17 protein-coding genes and 1 riboswitch are annotated in these 16156 nt (G+C 77.6%); of the genes, 14 read left to right on the plus strand and 3 right to left on the minus strand.

The window, feature by feature from the left end; all coding sequences use genetic code 11:
* Window positions 1-96: 96 nt before the first annotated feature.
* A riboswitch (cobalamin riboswitch) is annotated at window positions 97-167 on the plus strand.
* Window positions 168-229: 62 nt separating this feature from the next.
* The 14 genes from ACI79R_RS09690 (at window position 230) to ACI79R_RS09755 (ending at window position 12804) form a co-directional block, all read left to right on the plus strand.
* Window positions 230-2299 carry a putative cobaltochelatase gene (locus ACI79R_RS09690; RefSeq protein WP_456573390.1) on the plus strand — a complete coding sequence of 690 codons (2070 nt, stop codon included), beginning with the start codon at window positions 230-232 and terminating at the stop codon, window positions 2297-2299.
* 3 nt (window positions 2300-2302) lie between these two features.
* Entirely contained in the window at window positions 2303-2917 is a 615-nt protein-coding gene (gene cobO / locus ACI79R_RS09695; RefSeq protein ID WP_456573391.1) for a cob(I)yrinic acid a,c-diamide adenosyltransferase, read from the plus strand.
* Window positions 2914-4326 carry a cobyrinate a,c-diamide synthase gene (locus ACI79R_RS09700; RefSeq protein WP_456573392.1) on the plus strand — a complete coding sequence of 471 codons (1413 nt, stop codon included), beginning with the start codon at window positions 2914-2916 and terminating at the stop codon, window positions 4324-4326. Before cobO ends, ACI79R_RS09700 begins: the two co-directional genes overlap by 4 nt.
* Window positions 4313-5008, plus strand: a complete 696-nt coding sequence (locus ACI79R_RS09705) for an energy-coupling factor ABC transporter permease (RefSeq protein ID WP_456573393.1) — start codon at window positions 4313-4315, stop codon at window positions 5006-5008. The genes ACI79R_RS09700 and ACI79R_RS09705 overlap by 14 nt, the downstream gene beginning before the upstream one ends.
* A complete protein-coding gene (locus tag ACI79R_RS09710) occupies window positions 5005-5316 on the plus strand; it encodes an energy-coupling factor ABC transporter substrate-binding protein (RefSeq protein WP_456573394.1) in 312 nt (103 codons plus the stop codon). The genes ACI79R_RS09705 and ACI79R_RS09710 overlap by 4 nt, the downstream gene beginning before the upstream one ends.
* Window positions 5313-6047, plus strand: coding sequence for a cobalt ECF transporter T component CbiQ (gene cbiQ / locus ACI79R_RS09715; protein WP_456573395.1), 735 nt, complete (start codon window positions 5313-5315; stop codon window positions 6045-6047). The genes ACI79R_RS09710 and cbiQ overlap by 4 nt, the downstream gene beginning before the upstream one ends.
* Window positions 6044-6889 (plus strand): energy-coupling factor ABC transporter ATP-binding protein, encoded by an 846-nt coding sequence (locus ACI79R_RS09720; RefSeq protein WP_456573396.1) that lies wholly within the window; start codon window positions 6044-6046, stop codon window positions 6887-6889. Before cbiQ ends, ACI79R_RS09720 begins: the two co-directional genes overlap by 4 nt.
* Window positions 6886-7272, plus strand: a complete 387-nt coding sequence (locus ACI79R_RS09725) for a cobalamin biosynthesis protein (protein WP_456573397.1) — start codon at window positions 6886-6888, stop codon at window positions 7270-7272. Before ACI79R_RS09720 ends, ACI79R_RS09725 begins: the two co-directional genes overlap by 4 nt.
* Complete coding sequence (gene cobC, locus ACI79R_RS09730) at window positions 7260-8345, plus strand: Rv2231c family pyridoxal phosphate-dependent protein CobC (RefSeq protein WP_456573398.1); 1086 nt, start codon at window positions 7260-7262, stop codon at window positions 8343-8345. The genes ACI79R_RS09725 and cobC overlap by 13 nt, the downstream gene beginning before the upstream one ends.
* Before the next feature lie 29 nt (window positions 8346-8374).
* Window positions 8375-9436 carry a nicotinate-nucleotide--dimethylbenzimidazole phosphoribosyltransferase gene (gene cobT, locus ACI79R_RS09735; RefSeq protein WP_456573410.1) on the plus strand — a complete coding sequence of 354 codons (1062 nt, stop codon included), beginning with the start codon at window positions 8375-8377 and terminating at the stop codon, window positions 9434-9436.
* Window positions 9436-10692: a uroporphyrinogen-III C-methyltransferase gene (cobA, locus tag ACI79R_RS09740; RefSeq protein ID WP_456573399.1), complete on the plus strand. Its 1257-nt coding sequence runs from the start codon at window positions 9436-9438 to the stop codon at window positions 10690-10692. The genes cobT and cobA overlap by 1 nt, the downstream gene beginning before the upstream one ends.
* 62 nt (window positions 10693-10754) lie before the next feature.
* Window positions 10755-11684, plus strand: a complete 930-nt coding sequence (locus ACI79R_RS09745) for an ABC transporter ATP-binding protein (RefSeq protein WP_456573400.1) — start codon at window positions 10755-10757, stop codon at window positions 11682-11684.
* A complete protein-coding gene (locus ACI79R_RS09750; protein ID WP_456573401.1) occupies window positions 11681-12535 on the plus strand; it encodes an ABC transporter permease in 855 nt (284 codons plus the stop codon). Before ACI79R_RS09745 ends, ACI79R_RS09750 begins: the two co-directional genes overlap by 4 nt.
* On the plus strand, window positions 12532-12804 hold the full coding sequence (locus ACI79R_RS09755; protein WP_456573402.1) for a helix-turn-helix transcriptional regulator: 273 nt from the start codon (window positions 12532-12534) through the stop codon (window positions 12802-12804). Before ACI79R_RS09750 ends, ACI79R_RS09755 begins: the two co-directional genes overlap by 4 nt.
* 6 nt (window positions 12805-12810) lie before the next feature.
* Here the strand turns inward: ACI79R_RS09755 and ACI79R_RS09760 are convergent, their stop codons facing one another.
* From ACI79R_RS09760 to ACI79R_RS09770, 3 genes are all read right to left on the minus strand, one after another.
* Window positions 12811-13485, minus strand: a complete 675-nt coding sequence (locus tag ACI79R_RS09760) for a class F sortase (RefSeq protein ID WP_456573403.1) — start codon at window positions 13483-13485, stop codon at window positions 12811-12813.
* Window positions 13463-14296 (minus strand): hypothetical protein, encoded by an 834-nt coding sequence (locus ACI79R_RS09765; protein WP_456573404.1) that lies wholly within the window; start codon window positions 14294-14296, stop codon window positions 13463-13465. Before ACI79R_RS09765 ends, ACI79R_RS09760 begins: the two co-directional genes overlap by 23 nt.
* A gap of 134 nt (window positions 14297-14430) precedes the next feature.
* On the minus strand, window positions 14431-16044 hold the full coding sequence (locus ACI79R_RS09770; protein WP_456573405.1) for a serine/threonine-protein kinase: 1614 nt from the start codon (window positions 16042-16044) through the stop codon (window positions 14431-14433).
* Between the last annotated feature and the right edge of the window lie 112 nt (window positions 16045-16156).

Raw genomic sequence — 16156 nt, forward strand, 5'->3', positions numbered from 1 at the left:
AAGTCTGCTGCATCACTTTCCGACCCGTCAAGTGACACCGCCCCTGTCCCCTGCCGGATCGCCGTGGTCGAATGGGCGCGAACTGCGACGGCAGTGGAGGAAGCCCGGTGCGACTCCGGCGCGGTCCCGCCACTGTGACCCGGCTCCGGCCGGGGAGCCAGGAACTCCCGCCGTCGCTTCCTGCCACCTCCGGGCGTGGACACCCGGGGAGAGGACCAGTGGTCTACCCGTGACCTATCCCTTCGGCGCCGTCGTCGGCATGGACGACATGCGCCTGGCTCTGCTGCTGAACGCCGTCTCCCCCGCCGTCGGCGGGGTCCTCGTGCGCGGCGAGAAGGGGACGGCGAAGTCGACGACGGTGCGCGCGCTGGCCGCCGTCCTGCCGCCGGTGGCCGTCGTCGCCGGCTGCCGGTTCGCCTGCGACCCGGCCGCGCCCGACCCCGGCTGCCCCGACGGGCCGCACGATCCCGGCGCTCCGGGCTCCACCCGCCCGGCGCGGCTGGTCGAGCTGCCGGTCGGCGCGTCGGAGGACCGCGTCGTCGGCTCGCTGGACCTCGAGCGGGCGCTGACCGAGGGCGTGAAGGCCTTCGAGCCCGGGCTGCTGGCCGCGGCGCACCGCGGGGTGCTCTACGTCGACGAGGTCAACCTGCTGCACGACCACCTGGTCGACCTGCTGCTCGACGCCGCGGCGATGGGCACCGCCTACGTCGAGCGCGAGGGGGTGTCGGTGCGGCACGCCGCCCGGTTCCTCCTCGTCGGCACGATGAACCCCGAGGAGGGGGAGCTCCGCCCCCAGCTGCTGGACCGGTTCGGCCTCACCGTCGAGGTCGCCGCCCCGCGCGACCCGGCCGAGCGCGCCGAGGTGGTGCGCCGCCGGTTCGCCCACGACGCCGACCCCGCCGGCTTCGCCGCGACCTGGGCCCAGGAGGAGGCCGCGCTCGCCGCGCGGATCGCCGCGGCCCGCGCCCGCCTGCCGCACGTCGTCCTCTCCGACGGCGCGCTGCGCCAGGTGACCGCGGTCTGCGCCGCCTTCGACGTCGACGGCCTGCGTGCCGATCTCGTCACCGCCCGCGCCGCGATCGCGCACGCCGCCTGGTGCGGGCGCGACGCCGTCACCGAGGACGACGTCCGCGTGGCCGCCCGCCTGGCCCTGCCGCACCGCCGCCGGCGCAACCCCTTCGACGCCCCCGGCCTCGACGAGGAGACCCTCGACCGCGCGCTGGAGGAGTCGCGGCCCGAGGAGTCACGGCCCGAGGAGCCGACCGACCCGGAGGACCCGACCGACCCCGACGAGCCGACCGACCCCGACGAGCCGACCGACCCGACCGGCGGGCCGGACGGCGGCGGCTCCCCTCCCCCGGACGACCTTTCGCGCGCGAATGGCACCCCCGAGGGCGGCCCTTCGCGCGCGAATGGCACCCCCGAGGACGGCCAGAAGCGCGATTCCGGCACCTCGCCCGCGCCCGAGCGGGCCGCCGTCGCCCCGCCCGACGCCTTCCGCACCCGCCGGCTCGAGGTGCCCGGCATCGGCACCGGCACGGCCGGCCGGCGGTCGCGGGCCCGGGCCGAGCGCGGCCGGGTGGTCGGCTCCACCCGCCCGTCCGGGCCGGTCACCCGGCTGCACCTGGTCGACACCGTGCTGGCCGCCGCGCCGCACCAGGTGGCCCGCGGCCGCACCGGCACCGGCCTGCGGATCGCCCGGGAGGACCTCCGCCAGGCCACGCTCGAGGGCCGGGAGGGCAACCTCGTCCTCTTCGTCGTCGACGCCAGCGGCTCGATGGGCTCCCGCGCGCGGATGGGCGCGGTCAAGGGCGCCGTGCTCTCCCTCCTGCTCGACGCCTACCAGCGCCGCGACAAGGTCGGGCTGGTGACCTTCCGCGGCACCGACGCCGAGCTGGCACTGCCGCCCACCTGGTCGGTCGAGGCCGCCGCGGCCCGGCTGACCGAGCTGCCCACCGGCGGGCGCACGCCACTGGCGGCCGGCCTGCTGCGCGCCGCCGAGGTGCTGCGGGTCGAGCGGGTGCGCGATCCGCGCCGCCGTCCGCTGCTGGTCGTCGTCACCGACGGCCGGGCCACCGGCGCCCGCGGCGGCACCGCCCTGGCCGACGCGCACGCCGCCGGCGCCCTGCTCGCCGCCTCGGGGACGGCGTCGGTCGTCGTCGACTGCGAGTCCGGCCCGGTCCGGCTCGGGCTGGCCGCCACCCTCGGCCGGCACCTCGGAGCGCAGACGCTGCGGCTGGAGGAGCTGGCCGCCGAGACGCTGGCCGGCACCGTCCGCGCGGTCCGAGAGGCGGCCTGACCGATGCCCCAGGGACAGGTGAGCGTCGTCCCCGACGACGGGCTGACCACGCGCCAGCGCCGCAACCGGCCGCTGCTGGTCGTGCACACCGGCGAGATGAAGGGCAAGTCCACCGCGGCGTTCGGCATGGCGATGCGCGCGTGGAACCAGGGCTGGTCGATCGCGGTCTACCAGTTCGTCAAGAGCGCCAAGTGGAAGGTGGGCGAGGAGAACGCGCTCACCGCACTGGGCCGGCTGCACGAGTCGACCGGCGAGGGCGGGCCGGTCGTCTGGCACAAAATGGGCAGCGGCTGGAGCTGGTCGCGCCGGCAGGGCACCGAGGTCGACCACGCCGCCGACGCCGCCGAGGGCTGGGCGCAGATCAAGCGCGACCTCGCCGCCGAGGCGCACCGCTTCTACGTGCTCGACGAGTTCACCTACCCGATGAAGTGGGGCTGGGTGGACGTCGACGACGTCGTCGCCACGCTGCGCGACCGGCCGGGCACCCAGCACGTGGTGATCACCGGCCGGGACGCCCACCCCGCGCTGGTCGAGGCCGCGGACCTCGTGGTCGAGATGACCAAGGTCAAGCACCCGATGGACGCCGGCCAGAAGGGCCAGCGGGGGATCGAGTGGTGATCCCGCGCGTCGTCCTCGCCGCGCCGACGAGCAACGCCGGCAAGACGTCGGTCGCCACCGGCCTGGTCGCCGCGCTCACCGCCCGCGGGCTCACCGTCTCCCCGCACAAGGTCGGCCCCGACTACATCGACCCCGGCTACGCCGGCCTGGCCGCCGGCCGCCCCGGCCGCAACCTCGATCCGTGGCTGGCCGGCGAGGAGCGGATCGCCCCGCTGTTCCTGCACGGCGCCCGCGGGGCCGACGTCGCCGTCGTCGAGGGCGTGATGGGGCTGTTCGACGGCGCCACCCACCCCGACGTGCCGCCGGGCTACGGCTGCTCCGCGCACGTGGCGACGCTGCTGCGCGCGCCGGTCGTGCTCGTCGTCGACGCCTCGGCCCAGGCGCACAGCGTCGCGGCGCTGGTGCACGGCTTCGCCACCTTCGACCCCACCGTGCGGCTGGGCGGCGTGATCCTCAACCGGGTCGGCAGCGACCGGCACGAGGAGCTGCTGCGCGGGGCGCTGGAGGGCAGCGGCGTGCCCGTGCTGGGCGCGATCCGGCGGCTGCCCGAGCTGGCCACCCCCTCACGGCACCTCGGCCTGGTGCCGGCGGCCGAGCGCGCCGAGGAGGCGCTGGCCACCGTCCGGGCGCTGGGCGAGGTCGTGGCCGGCGGGGTCGACCTGGACGCCGTCCTGGCGCTGGCCCGCTCGGCTCCCCCGCTCGACGCCGCGCCCTGGGACCCGGCCGCGGAGGTGACCCCCGTGCCCGGCCGGCCGCGGATCGCCGTCGCCGGCGGGCCGGCGTTCACCTTCGACTACGCCGAGCACGCCGAGCTGCTCGCCGCTGCCGGGGCCGAGGTGGTGGTGTTCGACCCGCTGCGCGACCCGGCACTGCCCGAGGGCACCGCCGGCGTGGTGCTCGGCGGCGGGTTCCCCGAGGTGTTCGCGGCGGGGCTGTCGGCCAACGAGGGCCTCCGGGCCGACATCGCCGCCCTGGCCGCCCGCGGCGGTCCGGTCGCCGCCGAGTGCGCGGGACTGCTCTACCTGGCCCGCGAGCTCGACGGCCGGCCGATGTGCGGCGTCCTCGACGTGACCGCGGCGATGACCGACCGGCTCACCCTCGGCTACCGGGCCGCGGTGGCGACCACCGACTCCGTCCTGGTGCCGGCCGGCACCCGGGTGCGCGGCCACGAGTTCCACCGCACCGCCGCCGAGCCCGGAGCCGGCGCGCCCCCCGCCTGGCGCTGGACCACCGGCCCCGGCACGTCGGCGTCGGAGGGCTTCGTGCAGGGCCCGGTGCACGCCTCGTACCTGCACCTGCACTGGGCCGGGCAGCCGGCCATCGCCTCGAGGTTCGTCGCCGCGTGCGCGGCCACGGCCACGGCCACGGCCACGGCCACGGAGAAGGAGCGCATCCATGCACATCGCTGAGGGGTTCCTGCCGGCCCCCCACGCCATCGGCTGGACCGTGGCCGCCGCGCCGTTCGTGGTGCACGGTGCCCGCGCGGTGGTGAAGGAGGTGCGCACCAACCCCGACTCCACGCTGCTGCTGGGCGCCGCCGGCGCCTTCACCTTCGTGCTGAGCGCGATCAAGCTGCCCTCGGTCACCGGCAGCTCCAGCCACCCGACCGGCACCGGCGCCGGCGCCATCCTCTTCCGGCCACCGGTGATGGCCCTGCTGGGCACGGTGGTGCTGCTGTTCCAGGCGCTGCTGCTGGCCCATGGCGGGCTCACCACCCTCGGCGCCAACGCCTTCGCCATGGCGGTGGTCGGCCCCTGGGCCGGCTACGCCGCCTACCGCCTCACCCGCTCCGCCGGTGCCGGCCTGTTCCCGGCCGTCTTCGCGGGCGTGGCCCTGGCCGACCTCGCCACCTACGTCACGACGTCGCTGCAGCTGGCGCTGGCCTTCCCCGACGCCGGCAGCGGCTTCGCCGGTGCGCTGGTGAAGTTCCTCGGCGTCTTCGCCCTCACCCAGATCCCCCTGGCCATCGGCGAGGGCCTGCTCGGCGTGCTGCTGTTCCGGGTGCTCACCGTCAACGCCCGACCCGAGCTCGAGCGGCTGGGCATCCTGCGCCCCGCCCCCGCCGAGACGACCTCCGGAGGTGCCGCGTGAGCCGCCGCGCGCTGGTCAACACCCTGCTCGTCCTCGCGGTGGTGGCGCTGTTCGCCGTTCCGCTGCTGGTCGACGGCGGCGCCTCGGAGTACGGCGGCACCGACGCCGCCGTGACCGAGGAGCTCGAGGCCGACGGCTACACCCCCTGGTTCCAGTCCCTGTTCAGCCCGGCCGGCGAGGTCGAGTCGGGGCTGTTCGCGCTGCAGGCCGCGCTCGGCGCCGGGGTGCTCGGCTACGTGCTCGGCCGGCTGCGCGGCCGCCGGTCGGCGGCGGCCGCGGCGAGCACTCCGGGAGCCGATCCGCAGTGACCCTGGCCGTCGACGACGCGGCCTGGGCCAGCGCCTGGCGGCGCCGCTCCCCCACCGACAAGCTGCTGCTGTGCGCCGGCCTGGTGGTCTGCGCGCTGCTGCTGCCGCCGTGGCCGGGCAGCGCGCTGGTCGCCGGCACCGCGGTGCTGCTGGCCCTCGGCCCCGCCCGGGTGCCGGCCCGCACCTTCGGCCGGGCGGTGCGCTGGCCGCTGGCGTTCGTCGCGATCGGCGCGCTGACCGCCGTCGTCTCCGTGGACGGCGGCGGCCTGGGCTGGGCGCCGGACGCCGCGGCCACCGCCGGTGCGCTGGTGGGGCACGCCCTGGCCGGGGGCGCCGCGGTGCTGCTGCTGGCCACCACCACGCCGATGTCGGACCTGCTGCCCGCGCTGCGCCGGCTGCGCGTGCCCGCCGCCGTGGTCGAGGTGGCCAGCGTGACCTACCGGCTGCTGTTCGTGCTGCTGGAGAGCCTGCGGACGATCCGCGAGGCCCAGACCGCGCGGATGGGCTACTCGTCGGTGCGCCGCTCCTACCGCTCCTCGGGCGCCCTGGCCGCCGCGGTGCTCACCCGCTCCTGGTCGCGGGCCCGCCGGATGCAGGAGGGGCTGGCCGGCCGCGGCCTGGAGACCGGGCTGCGGGTGCTGCCCGAGGTGCTGCCGTCGTCCCCGGCCTTCCTCGCCGCCACGGCCACCGGGCTGGCCGGTCTGGTGGCGGTCTCGCTGGTGGTGGCATGAGCCACCGGTCGCTGGCTGCCGAGGGGCTGGTGGTCGGCTACGAGCGCGGGCGGCGGGTGCTCGACGGCGCCTCGCTGACCGTGCCGGCCGGCCGGCGGCTGGCCGTGCTCGGGGCCAACGGCTCGGGCAAGACCACGCTGCTGCGCTGCCTGTCCGGCGCGCTGGCCCCGGCCGCGGGGTCGGTGAGCGTGGACGGCGTCCGGCTGCAGCACACCCGCCGCGGGCTGCGCGCGCACCGGCAGGAGGTGCAGCTGGTGCTGCAGGACCCCGACGACCAGCTGTTCAGCGCCTCGGTGGCGCAGGACGTCTCCTTCGGCCCGCTGAACCTGGGGCTGGCGGAGCCCGAGGTGCGCGAGCGCGTGGCCGAGGCGCTGCGCCTGCTCGCCGTCGACGACCTGGCCGCCCGGCCCACCCACCAGCTCTCCTACGGCGAGCGCAAGCGCGTGGCGATCGCCGGCGCGGTCGCGATGCGGCCGTGCGTGCTGCTGCTCGACGAGCCGACCGCCGGGCTGGACCCCTCCGCGGTCGCCGAGGCGCTGGCCGCGCTGACCCGGCTGCAGGAGTCCGGGTCGACGGTCGTCATGAGCACCCACGACGTCGACCTCGCGCTGCGCTGGGCCGACGAGGTCGCCGTCGTCGTCGACCGGCGGGTGGTGCAGGGCCGGCCCGAGGACGTCCTCGGGGACGACGGCCTGCTGGCCCGCGCCCGCCTGGACCGGCCGTGGGCGCTGACCGTCGGCGCGCGGCTGCGCGCGCTGGGCCTGCTGCCCGACGGCGCCCTCCCCCGCGACGCCGCCGAGCTGCTGGCGGCGCTGCCCGACCGGCCGGGGGTGCCCACGTGAAGGTCGTCGGCGTCGGCGCCTCCTCCGGGGTCGGCGCCGAGGAGGTGCTGGCCGCGGTGGACGCCGTCCTGCCGGCCGGCGCCGGCGACGTGCGGCTGGCCACGCTCGACGTGCGCGCGGCCGAGCCGGGGATCGCCGCGGCGGCCGCCGCCCGCGGGTGGCCGGTGGCGGCGTACGCGGCGGCCGAGCTGGCCCGGGTGCCCGTGCCGAGCCCGTCGGCCGCGGTCGCCGCGCGGGTGGGGACGCCGTCGGTGGCGGAGGCCGCCGCGCTGGCGGCCGGCGGGGCGCTGGTGGTCCGGAAGACGGTGGTGGGCCGGGTGACGGTGGCGGTGGCGGTGTGCGTGAGCGGAGCGCGCCGCGGGAGCGAACCGTGGACAGAGTGACGTACGACCTCTCCCACCACGGCGACGCCGAGCTGGCGCCCGGGCTGACCGACCTCGCGGTGAACGTGCGGGCCGGCACGCCCCCCGAGTGGCTGCGCACGCTGCTGCACGAGGCGCTCGACGCCGGCGCCGCCTATCCCGACGCCGGGCCCGCGCGTGCCGCGGTCGCCGCCGCGCACGGCCGCCCGCCCGGCGAGGTGCTGCTCACCGCGGGCGCGGCCGAGGCGTTCGTGCTGGTGGCGCGCGCGCTGCGGCCGCGCCGCGCGGTCGTCGTCCACCCGTCGTTCACCGAGCCGGAGGCCGCGCTGCGCGCCGCCGGGCATCCCGTGGAGCGGCTGCTCCTCGAGGCCCCCGGCTACCGGCTGGACCCGGCCGCCGTGCCGGCGGACGCCGACCTCGTGGTGCTCGGCAACCCGACCAACCCCACCTCGGTCCTGCACCCCGCCGAGGCGGTGGCCGCCCTCGCCCGGCCCGGCCGGGTGCTTCTGGTCGACGAGGCGTTCGCCGACACCGTGCCCGGCGAGCCGGCGTCGCTGGCCGGCCGCCGCGACCTGCCCGGGCTGCTCGTGGTGCGCAGCCTGACCAAGACCTGGGGGCTGGCGGGGCTGCGGGTCGGCTACGCGCTGGGCCCGGCCGGCCTGGTCGCCGAGCTGGCCCGGCACCAGCCGCCGTGGCCGGTCTCCACGCCGGCGCTGGCCGCGCTGGCCGCCTGCACCGCCCCGGCCGCCCGCGCCGAGGCCGACGCCGCCGCCCGCGAGCTCGAGCGCTCGCGCGCCGCGCTGCTGGCCGCCCTGCCCGACGGCGTCGAGGTCGTCGGGGAGCCGCGCTCGTCGTTCGTCCTGCTGCGGGTGCCCGGCGGCGCGGCGGTCCGCGCGGCGCTGCGCGAGCGGGGCTGGGCGGTGCGCCGCGGCGACACCTTCCCCGGCCTGGACGGCGACCACGTGCGCATCGCCGTCCGCGATCCCGGGACCTCGCGTGCGTTCGCCGCCGACCTCGCTGCGATCCTGTCCCCCTGGCACCGCACGCCGCCGACGACGCCCGACGTGCCCCGCGTCCCCGAGGAGATCCGCTGAGCACCGAACCGCCCTTCGCCGGCACGCTGCTGGGCCGCACCGTCGCCGCCGTCCGCCCGCGCGACGCCGCGGCCGAGCGGGCCGCCCGCGAGCGCCTGGACCGCATGACCAAGCCGCCGGGCTCCCTGGGCGTCCTGGAGGACGTCGCCGCCCAGCTCGCCGGCATCGCCGGCTCGTGCCCCCCGCCGCTGCCGGTGCCGGCCGCGGTCGCCGTCTTCGCCGGGGACCACGGCGTGCACGCCCAGGGCGTGACGCCGTGGCCGCAGGAGGTCACCGCGCAGATGGTGGCCAACCTGGTCGCCGGCGGCGCCGTGGTGAACGCCTTCGCCGCGCAGCTGGGTGCCGACGTCGTGGTGGTCGACGTCGGCGTGGCCACGCCGTACGCGGTCGCCGACGGCTCGCGGCTGCTGGCCCGCCGCGTCCGCCCGGGCACCGCCGACCTCGCCGTCGGCCCGGCGATGACCCTCGACGAGGCTCGCCGTGCCGTCGAGGTGGGGATCGAGGTGGCCACCGCGCTGGCCGCCGACGCCGGCTGCCTGGTCACCGGCGACATGGGCATCGGCAACACCACCCCGTCCGCGGCGCTGGTCTGCGCGTTCACCGGGGCCGACGCCGCCGCGGCGACCGGCCGCGGCACCGGCGTCGACGACCCGACGCTGGCCCGCAAGGTCGCCGTGGTCGAGCGGGCCGTGGCCCGCGTGCCCGGCCGGCCCGGCACGCCGGAGGAGGCGCTCGCCGCGCTGGCCGAGGTCGGCGGCCTCGAGCACGCGGCGGTCGCCGGGTTCCTCCTGGGCGCGGCCGCGGCCCGCGTCCCGGTGCTGCTGGACGGCGTCATCGCCGCCTCGGCCGCCCTGGTGGCCGCCGCCCTGTGCCCGCCCGTGCTGGACTCCGTGCTGGCCGGGCACACCTCCGCCGAGCCCGGCTCCGCCCTCGCCGTGCAGGCGCTCGGCCTGCGGCCGCTGCTCGGGCTGGACCTGCGGCTGGGCGAGGGCACCGGCGCGCTGCTGGCGCTGCCGCTGGTGGCCAGCGCCGCCCGGGGGCTGCGGGACGTCGCGACGTTCGACTCGGCCGGCGTCACCGAGAAGAGCTGATGAGCGCCACCCCCGTCGACCCCGCCAGCGGAGTCGTCTACCCCGTCGGCCTGCGCCTGCTCGACCGGCCGGTCGTCGTGGTCGGCGGCGGCCAGGTCGCCCACCGCCGCGTGGCCGGGCTGCTGGAGGCCCGCGCCCGGGTCACCGTGGTCAGCCCCGACGTGACCCCCGCGCTGGAGGCCCTGGTCGCGCCCGGCTCCCTGACCTGGGTGCGCCGGCGCTACCGGCCCGGCGACCTCGACGGCGCCTGGTACGCGGTCGCCGCCACCGACGATCCGGAGGTCAACGCCGCGGTCGCCGCGGAGGCCGAGCGGTCCCGGGTGTTCTGCGCCCGCGCCGACGACCGCGCCTCCTCCAGCGTCTGGACGCCGGCCGTGGGCCGGCAGGGCGACCTCGTCGTCGGCGTGCACGGCGGCGGCGATCCGCAGCGCGCGGTGGGCGTGCGCGACGCCGTCCTCGCCGGGCTGGCAGACGGCAGCATCGCCGACCGGGCCGCGCGCACCCCGGCCGGCGGGCGGCCGGGCAGCGTCGTGCTGGTCGGCGGCGGGCCCGGCGACCCCGGGCTGATCACCGTGCGCGGGCAGCAGGCGGTCGCCCAGGCCGACGTCGTCGTCGCCGACCACCTGGCGCCGCAGTCGCTGCTGGCCTCGCTGCCGCCCGAGGTCGAGGTCATCGACGCCTCGAAGCTGCCCCGCGGCCGGTCGATGGCGCAGGAGCAGATCAACGCGCTGCTGGTCGAGCACGCGCAGGCCGGCCGGCGCGTGGCGCGGCTCAAAGGCGGTGACCCGTTCGTCTTCGGCCGCGGCATGGAGGAGCTGGAGGCCTGCGTGGCCGCCGGCGTGCCGGTCGAGGTGGTGCCGGGGGTGACCAGCGCGATCGGCGTCCCGGCCCTGGCCGGCATCCCGGTCACCCACCGCGGGCTGACCCACGAGTTCGTCGTCGTCTCCGGGCACCTGCCGCCCGGGCACCCCCAGTCGCTGGTCGACTGGGCGGCCATCGGCCGGCTGCGCGGCACGGTCGTCGTCCTCATGGGCGTGGACACCGCGCCGGCGATCGCCGCGGCGCTGGTCGAGCACGGCCGGGCGCCGGCGACGCCGGTGGCCGTCGTCGCCGACGGCTCCACCCCCACCCAGCGGGTGGTCCGGACGACGCTGGCCGGGCTGGCGCAGACCCTCGCCGACGAGGCGATCCGGCCGCCGGCGGTGTGGGTCGTCGGCGAGGTCGTCGGGCTGGCCCCGGAGGCCCGCCTGGAGTAGTTGTGCTTCGGATGTAGCAGTCCTACTATCACCGCATTCCTCACGGGGGGCGAGGAGCGGCGATGAGTCAGGACCTGTCCGGGCACCCCGTCGTCCGGGTGCGCGACCTGCGGATGAGCTACGGCAGCAACGAGGTGCTCGCCGGGGTGGACCTCGACGTCCACCCCGGCGAGGTGGTCTGCCTGCTGGGCCCCAACGGGGCCGGCAAGACGACCACCATCGAGGTGCTCGAGGGCTTCCGGCTGCCCTCGGCCGGCACGGTGGAGGTGCTGGGCGAGGACCCGGCCCGGGCCGGCGACGCCTGGCGGGCACGGGTGGGGGTGGTCCTCCAGTCGTGGCGGGACCACGCCCGGTGGACCCCCCGCCGGCTGCTCGGGCAGCTGGGCGGCTACTACGCCCCCTACGGCACCGCCGAGCGGCCGCGGCCCTACGAGCTGGAGTGGCTGCTCGACGTCGTCGGCCTGGCCGGGTCCGCCGACCGCAGGATCGGCACCCTCTCCGGCGGCCAGCGCCGCCGGCTCGACGTCGCCGTGGGCATCATCGGCCGGCCGGACCTGCTCTTCCTCGACGAGCCGACGGCGGGCTTCGACCCCCAGGCGCGGCGGGACTTCCACGACCTGGTGCACCGGCTGTCCGACCTCGAGGGCACGACGATCCTGCTGACCACCCACGACCTCGCCGAGGCCGAGCGGCTGGCCGACCGGATCCTGATCCTGGCCGGCGGCCGCATCGTCGCCGACGGCAGCCCGGAGGCGCTCGCCCGCCAGGTCGCGGGTACGTCCGAGGTGCGGTGGGCCTGCGGCGCCGAGCGGTTCGTGCACGCGACCGACGACGTCGTCGCCTTCGTCCGCCGGCTGTTCGAGCAGCACGGCGACGAGCTCACCGACCTCGAGGTGCGCCCGGCCGGCCTCGAGGACACCTACCTCGCCATGGTCCAGCAGTTCGAGAGCCGCACCCGCCCGGTGCCCGACGTCCCGGTGGTGGTCCCGTGAGCGCGACCCGCAACGCCGTCCGCCTCGGCCTGCGCCGCGGCTGGACCGAGTTCGTCCTCAGCCTGCGCAGCCCGCAGGACCAGGCGTTCTACCTGACCATGGGCGGCGGCACGTTGCTCTACCTGTGGTTCAACCGGAACGGCGAGCTGGGCGACACCGGCATCTCGCTGGTCGCCTACAGCCTGCCCGGCATCCTGGCCGGGCTGCTGGCCTTCGGCGTGGTCATCGGCCCGGCGTTCGCCCTGGCCATGGAGCGCGAGGACGGCACGCTGCTGCGCCACAAGGCCCTGCCGCACGGCATGCCCGGCTACGTCACCGGCCAGGTGCTCTACCACTCCCTCGGCCTGCTGCCGATGCTCCTGGTCATCCTCGTGCCGAGCTTCCTGCTGTTCGACGACGTGATGGCGCGCGGGGCGGCGGGCTGGCTGACCGTCGCCTGGGTGGTCGCGCTGGGGCTGCTGGCCACCCTGCCGCTGGGCATGGTCATCGGTGCGGTGGTGCCCAGCACGCAGAAGGTGGGCACCTGGGGGATGCTGCCGGTGCTCGCCGTCACGGCGATCTCGGGGATCTTCTTCCCGATCCAGGCGCTGTGGGGGTGGGTGCAGGCGGTGGCCCAGGTGTTCCCCACGTACTGGATCGGCCTGGGCATGCGCTCGGCGTTCCTGCCCGACGCCGCCGTCACCGTGGAGCTGGGCGACTCCTGGCGCACCGGGACGACGGTGCTCGTCCTCGCCGCCTGGGCGGTCGCCGGCCTGCTGGTCACGCCGCGGGTGCTCCGGCGGATGGCCCGGCGGCAGTCCGGATCCCAGGTGGCCGCGGCCCGGGACGCGGCGGTGCAGTGGGTCCGGTGAGCGGCGACCGCGGCGACGCGGTCCACAACCGGATCGCGCTGCTCCGGGCCGAGCAGGGCGTCACCCGGCGGGAGCTGGCCGACGCCCTGGGCGTGCACTACCAGACCGTCGGCTACCTGGAGCGCGGCGAGTACAACCCCAGCCTGCACCTGGCGCTGCGGATCGCCGAGTTCTTCCGGGTGCCCGTGGAGGTGGTCTTCTCCACCCGGCCGTTCCCGCGGATCAGCGACGTCGCGCCGCCGGGCGAGCCGCCCGCGGCGGCCGGCTGAGCCGGGTCAGACCACGTCGGCGAAGACGACGGTGTTGTCCTCGCTGGCGCCGGCGTCCTCGTCGTACTCGCCGCCGCAGGTCACCAGCGCGAGGTCGGCGCCCTCCGGGTGGGCGTTGAGCGTGTCGGACAGCGCGGAGGTGGCCTTGTCCAGGCCGGTCACCGGCTCGCCGAGCACCCGCAGCCGCAGGACCGCGCCGCCGGCGTCGGTCAGCACGACCTCGTCACCGGCGGACAGGTCGGTCAGCCCGTCGAACACCGCCCCGCCGCCGGACCGGGCGTGCCCGAGGACGACGGCCATCGCACCGGACCCCGGCGCCGGGCCGTCGGACCACCACGACGTGGTCCGCATGGACTCCGGGACGCCGTAGCCGGCGACCGGCTCCCCGGTGAACGGGTTCTCGTAGCTGACCGTGCCGCGGGTCTCCACGGCGGTGTCCACGCCGATCGCGGGCACGGTCAGCCGCGCCGGCACGATCGGCCCGTCGGCCGGCCGGGTGCCGGCCGGCAGCGCCGGCACCTCACCGGTCGCCGGCACCGCGAGCAGCTCGGCGACCGGCGCCGAGGCCTGCGCGGGGGCGCTGCCCGGCCGGTACACCCACCCGAGCAGCGCCAGGCACGCCAGCCCGACCGCCAGCGCGGTCAGCAGCGGCAGCCGCTCACCCCTCGTCGCGCGCCACACGGGTCCGCATCCGGGTGACCGCGGTGGCGCCGGCGAGCAGCGCCGCGCCGCCCAGGGCGGCCAGCGGCAGCGCGCCCGGGCCGTCGTCCGCGGGCTCGCCGCCCGTGGGGGCGTAGCCCAGGTACTGCACCGGCTGCTGGGCCACCGGAGCCGCGACCGGCTGCGGGTGGGTGGCCGGCGGCTCGGGCGTGTGCGCCGCGGGCGGCGCCGGCGGCGGGGTGGTGCCGGGCGCCTCGGGCACCGGGACGCAGGCCGCGGCGAGGTCCTCGAGGTTCGCGACCAGGTTGGTGACGAGGGCCTCGAGCTCGTCGGCGCCGGGGATGGCACCCGGGTCGAGCAGCGCGGGGTCGAGCAGGCTGCCGGGGTCGGTCGTGAGCTTCGTGACCAGGTCGGTGACCAGGCCCTGGAACTCCGCGGCGCCCTCGGTGAGCAGGGTCTGCAGGTCGGCGAGGAACGCCTCCACCGTCGCCTGGAACTGGCCGACGCAGTCGGCGGACAGGCCGAGCGGCTCCAGCATCGACGGGTCGAAGCCGGGCAGCTCGGGCACCGCGGGCGCCGTGGGAGCCGGGGCGCCCTCCCCGGTGTCCCCCGTGGCCGGCACGCCACCGGGGACCCCGCCGGCGAGGTCGCCGACGCCCTGCTGCACGTCCTCGACGACCGACTGCAGCTCGGGCGGGAGCGCCGGCGCGCTGCCGCCCTCCTCGGCCGAGGCCACGCCCGGCAGGGCGACGGCCGCGGCGACCAGGCCGGTGACGAGGAGGGCCCGGCGGCCGTGCGGCCTCCGGTGCGGGGAACGACGCGCAGCTGACAAGGGGACCCCCGGGGCGGTTCGGAACGGGTGCGGTGTCACTCGACCGGCAGGAACGACCTCCCCGGGTCGAGGTGACGGACCCGTCCGGGACGGCGGTCAGCCGTCACGGTCCGCTTCCGTTCCACCGCCGAGAGCTACTGGCGGCTGGGCTGCCAGGACCCCCACAGCACACGCGCGGTCTCCAGGTCGGGCGCGGTGATCGACATGCACGCCGGCGCGCGGTCGTAGCAGGCGAAGACCTGCACCGCGAACGGCGTCCCGGCCGGGCCGGCGGTCGACGTGTACGGCCCCTGGTCCAGCCCGTCGAACGTCCACCGGGTGCTCTCCAGCCCCGGCACGGTCGCGTAGCCGGCCCGGAGCCCGTCGATGAAGACCGGCCCGAGCGTCAAGTCGCCCCAGAGGTGGTAGTAGACGCGACCATCCGGCGCCGACGCGTAGACGCAGGCCACCACCAGCAGCGGCTGGCTCCCGTCCGGCGTGCTCAGCTGGTCCGGCCGCAGGGCGTAGGGCGCGCAGTCCACCCCTGGCGCGCCCGCCAGGTCGGGGAAGACCGCCGTGAGCCGCGGGTCGAACGCCGTCGTGGTCGGCGGCGGGGGCGGGGTCGTCGGGGGCGGGGTCGTCGGGGGCGGTGTCGTGCTCGGCGGGGTCGTCGGGGGCCGGCTGGTCGTCGGGGCCGTGCTCGTGGTCGACGAGGCGGCCTCGGGATCGCCGCCGGTGAACCAGCCCCCGGTGACGGCGACGACGGCCAGCACCGCCAGGGCCACGGTCGCCGCGACGGCGGCGACCAGCCAGGCCCGGCGCCGGCCGCGGCCGGCGGGCGACCCGGCGACGGGCGGCTCGGCACCGGGCGGCCCGGATGGCGGCACCGGCCGGTGCACGGTGTCGTCATCCGGCCGGACCGGGCCGTTCCGCCGCCGGTCGGGCGGCGGGGCGCCCAGGGCCTCCGCGGCGGCGGCCGCCAGCGCGCCGGCGGTGGGGAAGCGCTGGGCCGGGTCCTTCGCCATCCCCCGGGCGACCAGCTGGTCCCACACGGCCGGAAGGTCGGGGCGGACGTCGGTCACGCGCGGCGGGGGCTCGTACAGGTGCGCCCGGGTGAGCCCCAGGATGCTCGCGTCGGCGAACGGCCGGCGACCGGTCAGGGCCTCGAACAGCACGCAGGTCAGCGAGTAGACGTCGGCGCGGCGGTCGACCGGCTGGTCGCCGCCCATCCGCTCGGGCGCCATGTAGGCGAACGTGCCGATCGTCTGGCCCATCGAGGTCAGCGGGGCGCCGGCGGCCTCGAGGAACTGGACCAGCCCGAAGTCCACGAGGTAGACGAACCCCTGCGTGGTGAGCAGGAGGTTCGACGGCTTCACGTCCCGGTGCAGCAGCCCCCTGGCATGCGCGGCGTCGAGCGCCTCGGCGGCCTGCTGCACGACCCGCACCGCCTCCGGCGGCGGCAGCGGGCCCCGCGCCTCGAGGACCTCCGACAGGTCCGAGCCCTCCACCAGCCGCATGTCGATGTAGAGGCGCCCGTCGATCTCGCCGGCCTGGTGGATCGGGATGACGTGCGGGTCGTTGAGGCTCGCGGTGGCCATCGCCTCACGCCGGAACCGCTCCACGAAGCGCGCGTCCGTGGCCAGGTGCGGGGAGAGCAGCTTGAGCGCCACGAACCGCTGCTGACCGCGGTCGAAGGCGCGGTGGACCTCGCCCATCCCGCCGCGGCCGAGCAGCCCGTGCAGCTCGTAGTGGCCGAACTGCGTTCCCACCGGCACCCCCGCTCCCCCGCCGCCCCGGGGCGCGCCCCCTACGCCGCGCGGGCCGCCCGCGGGGGGGGGGGGGGCCGCAGATGTTTGCGCCGTCCCCGGGCGGGCCCGACCG

The organism is Blastococcus sp. SYSU D00820 (assembly GCF_054050695.1).